This is a genomic window from Streptomyces sp. NPDC058525, from assembly GCF_042719495.1.
Lineage (GTDB): Bacteria > Actinomycetota > Actinomycetes > Streptomycetales > Streptomycetaceae > Streptomyces.
Genome location: NZ_JBHXNP010000112.1, coordinates 20,365 through 28,323, shown reverse-complemented (window position 1 = coordinate 28,323; position 7,959 = coordinate 20,365). Strand labels below are relative to the sequence as shown.

9 protein-coding genes are annotated in these 7,959 nt (G+C 72.0%); 3 read left to right on the top strand and 6 right to left on the bottom strand.

Annotation, left to right across the window (positions count from 1 at the left end; translation table 11 throughout):
• Positions 1-69: 69 nt before the first annotated feature.
• The 3 genes from ACFWP3_RS35560 to ACFWP3_RS35550 all read right to left on the bottom strand — a co-directional run bounded on the left by ACFWP3_RS35560 (position 70) and on the right by ACFWP3_RS35550 (position 3,306).
• Complete coding sequence (locus ACFWP3_RS35560; protein WP_384229532.1) at positions 70-1,095, bottom strand: 6-phosphofructokinase; 1,026 nt, start codon at positions 1,093-1,095, stop codon at positions 70-72.
• A gap of 215 nt (positions 1,096-1,310) precedes the next feature.
• A complete protein-coding gene (locus ACFWP3_RS35555) occupies positions 1,311-2,039 on the bottom strand; it encodes a type 1 glutamine amidotransferase (protein WP_384229530.1) in 729 nt (242 codons plus the stop codon).
• Positions 2,040-2,067: 28 nt separating this feature from the next.
• On the bottom strand, positions 2,068-3,306 hold the full coding sequence (locus tag ACFWP3_RS35550) for a MurT ligase domain-containing protein (RefSeq protein ID WP_384229528.1): 1,239 nt from the start codon (positions 3,304-3,306) through the stop codon (positions 2,068-2,070).
• A 123-nt stretch (positions 3,307-3,429) separates the two neighbouring features.
• Here ACFWP3_RS35550 and def point away from each other — a divergent pair, with 123 nt between their 5' ends.
• Positions 3,430-3,975, top strand: a complete 546-nt coding sequence (gene def, locus ACFWP3_RS35545) for a peptide deformylase (protein ID WP_384229525.1) — start codon at positions 3,430-3,432, stop codon at positions 3,973-3,975.
• Between the two features lie 103 nt (positions 3,976-4,078).
• On the opposite strand, the gene ACFWP3_RS35540 is transcribed toward def, so the two are convergent.
• Entirely contained in the window at positions 4,079-4,723 is a 645-nt protein-coding gene (locus ACFWP3_RS35540; RefSeq protein WP_384229523.1) for a TetR family transcriptional regulator, read from the bottom strand.
• Positions 4,724-4,930: 207 nt separating this feature from the next.
• Here ACFWP3_RS35540 and ACFWP3_RS35535 point away from each other — a divergent pair, with 207 nt between their 5' ends.
• Positions 4,931-6,160, top strand: coding sequence for an acyl-CoA dehydrogenase family protein (locus ACFWP3_RS35535; protein ID WP_384229521.1), 1,230 nt, complete (start codon positions 4,931-4,933; stop codon positions 6,158-6,160).
• A 64-nt stretch (positions 6,161-6,224) separates the two neighbouring features.
• Here ACFWP3_RS35535 and ACFWP3_RS35530 read toward each other — a convergent pair whose 3' ends face one another.
• The gene (locus ACFWP3_RS35530) at positions 6,225-7,043 is read right to left on the bottom strand and encodes a hypothetical protein (protein ID WP_384229519.1); all 819 of its coding nucleotides are present in this window, start codon (positions 7,041-7,043) and stop codon (positions 6,225-6,227) included.
• Between the two features lie 62 nt (positions 7,044-7,105).
• Positions 7,106-7,543, bottom strand: coding sequence for an SRPBCC family protein (locus ACFWP3_RS35525; RefSeq protein ID WP_384229518.1), 438 nt, complete (start codon positions 7,541-7,543; stop codon positions 7,106-7,108).
• A 155-nt stretch (positions 7,544-7,698) separates the two neighbouring features.
• Here ACFWP3_RS35525 and ACFWP3_RS35520 point away from each other — a divergent pair, with 155 nt between their 5' ends.
• On the top strand, positions 7,699-7,884 hold the full coding sequence (locus ACFWP3_RS35520; RefSeq protein ID WP_384229516.1) for a DUF5999 family protein: 186 nt from the start codon (positions 7,699-7,701) through the stop codon (positions 7,882-7,884).
• Positions 7,885-7,959 lie beyond the last annotated feature (75 nt).

Sequence of the window (7,959 nt, the reverse complement as noted above, 5' to 3'; positions counted from 1 at the left end):
CAGAGACAGCCACAGTAGTGCCGCCCCCGTACGCTCCTGCGCGCGGGGGCGGCCGTATCGGGCATACGGTTACAGAACCGTCTGGGCCTCGTCGTAGCGCTCGGCGGGGACCGTCTTGAGGGTCGAGGTCGCCTCGGCGAGCGGGACCATCTCGATCTCCGTGCCGCGCAGCGCGGTCAGCATGCCGAACTCGCCGCGGTGGGCGGCCTCCACGGCGTGCCAGCCGAAGCGGGTCGCCAGGACCCGGTCGTAGGCGGTGGGCGTGCCGCCGCGCTGGACGTGGCCCAGGATCACCGGCCGGGCCTCCTTGCCCAGGCGGTGCTCCAGCTCCACCGCGAGCCGGTTGCCGATGCCGGCGAACCGCTCGTGGCCGTAGATGTCGACGCCGCCCTCCTCCAGGTCCATCGAGCCGGGCCGCGGCTTGGCGCCCTCGGCGACCACGACGATCGCGAACCGCTTGCCCGCCGAGAACCGTTCGCCGACGATCGCCGTCAGCTCGTCGATGTCGAAGGGGCGTTCCGGTACGACGATCGCGTGCGCGCCGGCCGCCATGCCCGAGTGCAGGGCGATCCAGCCGGTGTGCCGGCCCATGACCTCGACGACCATCACGCGCTGGTGGGACTCGGCGGTGGTCTTCAGCCGGTCCAGCGCCTCGGTGGCGACGCCGACTGCGGTGTCGAAGCCGAAGGTGACGTCGGTGGACGCGATGTCGTTGTCGATGGTCTTGGGAACGCCGACGATCGGCAGGCCCGCCTGCGAGAGCAGGTTCGCGGCCTTCAGGGTGCCCTCGCCGCCGATCGGGATGATCGCGTCGAGGCCGAGGTCCGCGACGTGGCCGCGGGCGCGCTCCACGCCGTCGCGCAGGTGCGCGGGCTGGACCCGGGAGGAGCCGAGGATGGTGCCGCCGCGGGCGAGGATGCCGGCGACGGCGTCGAGGTCGAGCTTGCGGTAGTCCGCCTCCAGCAGGCCCTTCCAGCCGTCGAGGAAGCCGATCACCTCGTCGCCGTGGTCGACGACCGCGCGGTGCACGACGGAGCGGATGACGGCATTCAGGCCGGGGCAGTCGCCACCGGAGGTGAGCACACCAATGCGCATGGCAGGAAGAGACCTTTGCAACGTGGGCCGACGACCGGACCACGTCGTCCGGTTGGAACTACGGCCACCCTACAAGCGGTCGAGCGGTGGACTGAACCATCCTCCACATGCTGGTCGTACACGTCGTACGAAACGACGTCGGCCCGGTTCCCCCTAGGGAAAACCGGGCCGAACACATGATGGCGGGGCCGCCCCGATGAGCGGTCCGAGGGGCGCTACGCGGGCTGCGTCGCCGCCGCGATGCGCTCCGCGCGCAGCGCCTCGTACCACCGGTCGTCTATGGCCGGCAGCGCGTTCACGTCGAGGGCCAGCTTGAGCAGCAGGTCCGCGATCTGCGGGTTGCGGGCCATCACGGGACCGTGCATGTACGTGCCGAACACCGTGTCGTTGTACGCGCCTTCGGTGCCGTCGCCGGTGCCGTTGCCGCGGCCCATGCTCACGCGGGCGAAGGGCCGGGCCGTCGGACCGAGGTGCGTGACGCCCTGGTGGTTCTCGAAGCCCGTCAGCTGCGGCAGGCCGAGGCGCGGGTCGATGTCGCCGAGGACGTCGCCGACGCACCGCTCGCCCTCACCGCGGACGGTCACCACGTCGAGCAGGCCGAGGCCCTCCTGGCGCTGGCCCTGGTCGTTGACGAACTCCTTGCCGAGGATCTGGTACCCGGCGCAGACGGAGAAGACGATCGCCCCGTTCGAGACGGCCCGCTCCAGACCGCCGTCGCGCACCAGGCGCTCGGCGGCCAGGCGCTGCGGCCGGTCCTCGCCGCCGCCGATCAGGTAGATGTCGCCCGAGGTGGGGATCGGCTGGTCGCTGCGCACGTCCACGCGCTGCACGTCCAGGCCGCGCTGGCGCGCCCGGCGCTCCACCACGAGGGCGTTGCCCTGGTCTCCGTACGTGCTGAGCAGGTCGGGGTAGACCCACACCAGACGCAGGCTGTTGTCGCTCATGCTCTTGTCCTCTGCGGTTCTGAGGCGGCTAGTTGCCGACGCGGCGGCGCACGTCCTGGAAGGCGGTGTAGTTGGCGATCAGCTCGATCTGACCGGGCGGCGCCAGCTGCACGGCCTCGTCGAGCGTCTCGCACACCCGGAAGTCCAGGCCCGCGACCTCGAGGCGGACCGCGAGGTCCAGCTTGCGGTCGCCGATCACGAAGATCGGGTGGCCGGCCAGGCGCGGGTAGTCCACGTCCCACAGCCAGGAGGTGTCGGTGCCGTCGGCGCCGCGCGCGTTCACCGAGAGGATCACCGGGGTGGGCGGCGGATCGATCAGCGAAAACGTTTCGAGCCAGCCCGCCGGGTTCTTCGCGAGCAGCAGCCGCAGCTCACGGCCCTGGAAGTGCACGACGTCGTAGCGGCCGGCGACGGCCTGCACCTGGTACATCCGCTCCAGCGCGACCTGCGGCGGGACGCCGAAGACGGCGGCGACGGCGGCCGAGGTGGCGGCGTTGGCCTTGTTGGCGCGGCCCGGCAGCTGGAGGTGGATGGGCCAGGCACTGCCGTGCGGGTCCAGGACGTGGTCGCCGGAGAGCACCCAGCTCGGCGTGGGGCGGCGGAAGCCGCACTCGCCGCAGAACCAGTCGTCGCCCGGGCGCTGCATGACACCGCCGCAGGAGGGGCACGACCAGGCGTCGTCCTTCCACTCCTGGCCGGCCGCGACCCACACCACGTTCTGGGAGGAGGAGGCGGACCAGACGATCAGCGGGTCGTCGCAGTTCGCGACGATGACCGCCTTGGAGCCGGACAGGCCCTCGCGCCACTTCTCCGCGAGCATGCGGGTCTCGGCGGCGCGGTCCAGCTGGTCGCGGGAGAGGTTCAGCAGGGCGATCACCTTGGGGGTGACGTCCCGGGCCACCCCGGCCAGGTACTTCTCGTCGACCTCGATGACGCCGTACTTGGCGTCCGAGCCGCCGGCCAGGGCGGAGGTGATGCCGGCCGGCATGTTCGCGCCGAGGGCGTTGGAGACGACCGGACCGCTGGCCCGCAGGGCCTCCGCGATCAGCCGGGTCGTCGTGGTCTTGCCGTTCGTCGCGGAGACGAGGACGACGTCGAGATGCTGCGCCAGCGCGCCGAGGAGATCGGGGTCGAGCCTGAGTGCGACCTTGCCGCCGATCACCGATCCGCTTCCGCGTCCCGCGGCCCGCGACACCGCCGCCGCGGCCTTGCCCGCCGTCACGGCCAGCTTGGCCCGCGGCGAAAGCGGCTCCGTGTTGCCTGCCATCGTCCCTTGTCCTCCTTGCGTCGGTCGGCCCCAGCCTATCCAGTAGCGGCCGGGGCCTTGACCGCGGCGCCCCCGCACCGCGGCAGATCTCCTCATATATTCGCCCGTCGTACCCTTACGGCCATGCGACAGCGCCCCATCCCCGGTACCACCGGCATCGTCCGCACCATGAGCCTGCTGGGCGATCCGGTGCTCCATTCCGCTTGCGCGGAGGTCACCGAGTTCGGACCGGAACTCGACCGGCTCATCGAGGACATGTTCGCGACGATGTACGCGGCGCAGGGCGTCGGCCTCGCCGCGAACCAGATCGGGGTCGGGCAGCGGGTCTTCGTCTACGACTGCCCCGACGACGAGGACGTCCGCCATGTCGGACACGTCGTCAACCCGCGGCTGGTCACGGCCGACGGGGACGAGTTCCTCGGGCCCGAGGGCTGTCTGTCGCTGCCGGGGCTGGAGGCGGGGACGGCCCGCTTCGACCATGCCGTGGTGGAGGGGGTCACCTCGGACGGCGCGGCCGTGCGGATCTCCGGGAGCGGGTTCTTCGCGCGGTGCCTGCAGCACGAGTGCGATCACCTTGCCGGTGCGGTGTACGCGGACCGCGTGACGGGCCTCCGAGCCCGTCGCCTGCGGCGGGCCATCCGCAAGGCCCCCTGGTCCTCGCAGGGCTAGCCACACCCTGCTCGGCTGCCGCCGGGTTTCCTGGGGCTCCGCCCCAGACCCCGCTCCTCAAACGCCGGAGGGGCTGGGTTTGGCTCCGCCGGGGTCGGGTTGGTCAGAAGCCCGGGCCGTCGGTGCGGTTGCCGGCTGTGGAGAGGCGGCCCCAGAGGAGGTCGGTGAGGCCCGTGACCAGCTCCGCGCGGGCGCAGGGGCGTTCGCCGAGCCACCAGTCGCCCGCGGCGTGCATCATGCCGACGATGCCGTGGCCCCAGACGCGGGCGAGGCGTTCGCTGCCCGGGCCGAGGTCCACCCGCTCGCCGATCACCTTCGCCAGCTCCTCGCCGAGGCGGCGCAGCAGCGGGGCCGAGTGCAGGCCCACGTCGAAGCCGCGCTCGGTGCTCTGGGAGTCCTCCGCCGGGTGCATCAGGAAGCGGTAGACCTGCGGGCGGGCCTCGATGGCGGCGAGGTAGGTGTCGAGCGTGGCCTCCACCCGGCGGCGGCGCTCGGCCGGGGCGTCGAGCGCGGCCCGCAGCGAGTCGAGGAGTGCGTCGGTGTGCCGGACGGCGAGGGCCTGGTAGAGGCCCGCCTTGTCGCCGAAGTGCCGGTAGAGGATCGGCTTGGTGATGCCGGCCTCGGCCGCGATGGCGTTCATGGAGGCCTTGGGGCCGTCCCTGAGCACCACCCGGTCGGCGGCTTCGAGCAGCTCCCGGCGACGGCGCTCGCCCGCTCCCGGCTCGCCTGCCTGCTGCGTGGTCTCCATGATGTCTTTCTCTCCCCGCCCTTGCGATGTGCGTGACGCCCACGCAACGTAACACCCCGCACACCCTCGCGATCGAATCGGCGGTGGTCGGGGCCGCAGCGCACCGCCCGCGCTTGACACTGCTTACTGACCGGTAACAGACTGTGCCCACGTGTGGGTTACCGCTAGTAACACACCAGGGACGAGCACAGGACAGGTGGAGGGGACATGGCGGAGTTCACCATGGAGCTCAACGACGACCAGAAGCAGGTGCGGGACTGGATCCACGGCTTCGCCGCCGACGTGATCCGCCCCGCGGCCGCGGAATGGGACGAGCGCGAAGAGACTCCCTGGCCCGTCATCCAGGAGGCCGCCAAGGTCGGCATCTACTCGCTGGACTTCTACGCCCAGCAGTTCTTCGACCCTACGGGGCTCGGCATCCCGATGGCCATGGAAGAGCTGTTCTGGGGTGACGCGGGCATCGCCCTGTCGATCGTCGGCACCGGGCTCGCGGCCATCGGCGTCGTCGCCAACGGCACCGAGGAGCAGATCGGCACCTGGATCCCGCAGATGTACGGCACCCCGGACGACGTGAAGGTCGCCGCCTTCTGCTCCTCCGAGCCGGACGCGGGCTCCGACGTCGGCTCCATGCGCACCCGGGCCGTCTACGACCAGGCCAAGGACGAGTGGGTGCTGAACGGCACCAAGACCTGGGCGACCAACGGCGGCATCGCCAACGTGCACATCGTGGTCGCGGTCGTCGACCCCGAGCTGGGGACCAAGGGGCACGCCTCCTTCATCGTCCCGCCGAACACCCCCGGCCTGTCCCAGGGCCAGAAGTTCAAGAAGCACGGCATCCGCGCCTCGCACACCGCCGAGGTGGTGCTGGAGGACGTACGGATCCCCGGCTCCTGCCTGCTCGGCGGCAAGGAGAAGCTCGACGAGCGGCTCGCGCGGGCCCACGAGCGCGCCCGCAGCGGCGGGGGCGAGCGCGTGAAGAACGCGGCCATGGCCACCTTCGAGGCCTCCCGGCCGGCGGTCGGCGCGATGGCCGTGGGCACGGCGCGCGCCGCGTACGAGGTGGCGCTGGACTACGCGAAGACCCGGACCCAGTTCGGCCGCCCGATCATCGACAACCAGGGCGTGGCCTTCCAGCTCGCCGACATGCGCACGCAGATCGACGCGGCCCGGCTGCTCGTGTGGCGGGCCTCGTGGATGGCCGTCGCGGGCCGCCCGTTCACGTCCGCGGAGGGCTCCATGTCGAAGCTCTTCGCGAGCGAGGTCGCCAAGAAGGTGACCGCGCAGGCGGTCCAGATCCTCGGCGGCAACGGCTTCACCCGCGAGTACCCGGTGGAGCGCATGCACCGGGACAGCGCCATCTACACGATCTTCGAGGGGACCAGCGAGATCCAGCGGCTGGTGATCGCCCGCACCATCTCGGACATGCCGATCCGCTAGGCGCAGCCGCTCGCCCCCGCACGCCGCCGGGCATCCCCTCGCGGGGTGCCCGGCGGCGTGCGTCCTAGCGCACGGGCAGCGGCCGCAGGCAGGAGGACGCCGGGCCGTCGGGGCGGTCCCTGAGGTGGGTGATGTACTCGCCGTCGGCGCAGCGCGCACCCGTGTGGTCCAGGTGCCCGGTGACCTCGTACTGGGCGAAGCCCGCCTTGCAGTCCGTGACCACCAGGGCCTCGTTCTTCCAGTCGCCCTCGTTGCGCACGCACTGCCCCACCTGGAGGACCGGCTCCTTGTCGTCCCCGTTCAGCGCGGCGACGAGGATCAGGGTCGGGACGGCGAGGACCGCGAGGAGCAGCGGTACGAGGACGGCCAGCGCGGGCGGCCGCAGCCACAGGGACCTGCCGGGGTTCAGCGGGGCCATGACCCCGCCCGTCGGCGGGCCGAGCCGGCACAGCTTGCCCCACGGGCCGAGGTTCACCAGCAGGGTGATCGGGGCGATGATCAGCGACAGCGGGCTCCACCAGCCCTGCCACAGGGTCCGCGCCGACATCTCGCGGACGGTGGCGACCCCGCAGTCGCGGCAGAACGGACCCTTGCGGCTCTGGAACCGCATCAGCACGACCAGGCCCTGGTGGCCGTACACCGTCGTGTCCGCCACGGGCAGCGACCCGCAGACGCGGCAGCCGTACGCGCCCTGCTCGGGCGTGAGGGCGTACGGGGCCTGCGCGCCGGCCGGGACGTACGGGGCCTGCGCGGCGGCCGGGACGTACGGGGCCTGCGGGGCGTACGGGGCCTGCGGCGCGTACGGGGCCTGCGGAGTCTGCGGGGCGTGCCCCGGATACGGGCCCGCCGGCTGGTGCGGGTACGGCGGTGGCGGGGTGGCCACGGAGATCCCCCTCGGTTCTCGCGTCCGTCACCGGTCGGTGACGGAGGAACCCTAGAGGATCGCTAACGGCGCAACAGCCCGCGCAGCACACGGGAGAAGAGCAGCCGCCCGGCCAGCGCGACCGCGGGATCCAGGGCGCGGGGGAGGCCGCGCAGGCGCAGTTCCTCCCGCCAGTGGATCTCGCTGCCCCCGGCCGGCCGGGGGCGGATCTCGATCTCCGCCCAGCCCGTCACCGCCCGTCCGCGCTTCACCAATCGGACGAACCCGTCCGTACCCTCCGCGGGAGGCCGCCAGACGACCACCTCCATGGGGTCGTCGAATGTGATCCTGCCCACCCCGGTGCGCGCCGTGAAGAGCGTTCCGACCCCGGTCGGCGGCGCCGTCTCGATGATCGTCCGGGTGAGGGGGACCCGTTCCCCGTGCCGTTCCCAGTCCGTCAGCCGCGACCACGCCCCGGCGGGTTCGAGGGGCGTGCGGTGAACGATCCGGATACCGGGCATGAGCGCATGGTAATCGGGCATACACACCCTGAACTGGACCGCGAATATGGGTTCCGTCCAGGGGTGGCGATCGGTAATACTCACCGCCACCGTGGATCGCGGATTCGACCGGGTGACCACCGGCCCTCCCGCCCCACTCTGCGAGGAGGTGCGCCATGTGCTCCCACCAGCCCCCCTGCCCGCCCGCCGACAGCGCCGACCGCGACGCCGCCCGCACCGTGGCTTCCCACCCGGAACAGGGATGGAACCTGCTTTGCAACGGCGTCATGATCTTCGACGACACCGGTGAACTGCTCCCCGACGGCCAGACGGTGGAACCCCGCCGCCCGGCCCTGGTCTGAGCGAGGAGGCAGCATGCGCCAGCAGCTGATCCGCAAGCCCGTCCCCAAGCCCGCCCCCCGAGACCTGGACCTGCG

Excerpts from the sequence above, each read along its gene's own strand:
- ACFWP3_RS35555 (WP_384229530.1), bottom strand. The coding sequence starts at position 2,039 with ATGAGCGACAACAGCCTGCGTCTGGTGTGGGTCTACCCCGACCTGCTC.
- ACFWP3_RS35525 (WP_384229518.1), bottom strand. The coding sequence starts at position 7,543 with ATGCCCGGTATCCGGATCGTTCACCGCACGCCCCTCGAACCCGCCGGG.
- ACFWP3_RS35550 (WP_384229528.1), bottom strand. The coding sequence starts at position 3,306 with ATGGCAGGCAACACGGAGCCGCTTTCGCCGCGGGCCAAGCTGGCCGTG.
- def (WP_384229525.1), top strand. The coding sequence starts at position 3,430 with ATGCGACAGCGCCCCATCCCCGGTACCACCGGCATCGTCCGCACCATG.
- ACFWP3_RS35560 (WP_384229532.1), bottom strand. The coding sequence starts at position 1,095 with ATGCGCATTGGTGTGCTCACCTCCGGTGGCGACTGCCCCGGCCTGAAT.
- ACFWP3_RS35540 (WP_384229523.1), bottom strand. The coding sequence starts at position 4,723 with ATGGAGACCACGCAGCAGGCAGGCGAGCCGGGAGCGGGCGAGCGCCGT.
- ACFWP3_RS35535 (WP_384229521.1), top strand. The coding sequence starts at position 4,931 with ATGGCGGAGTTCACCATGGAGCTCAACGACGACCAGAAGCAGGTGCGG.
- ACFWP3_RS35520 (WP_384229516.1), top strand. The coding sequence starts at position 7,699 with ATGTGCTCCCACCAGCCCCCCTGCCCGCCCGCCGACAGCGCCGACCGC.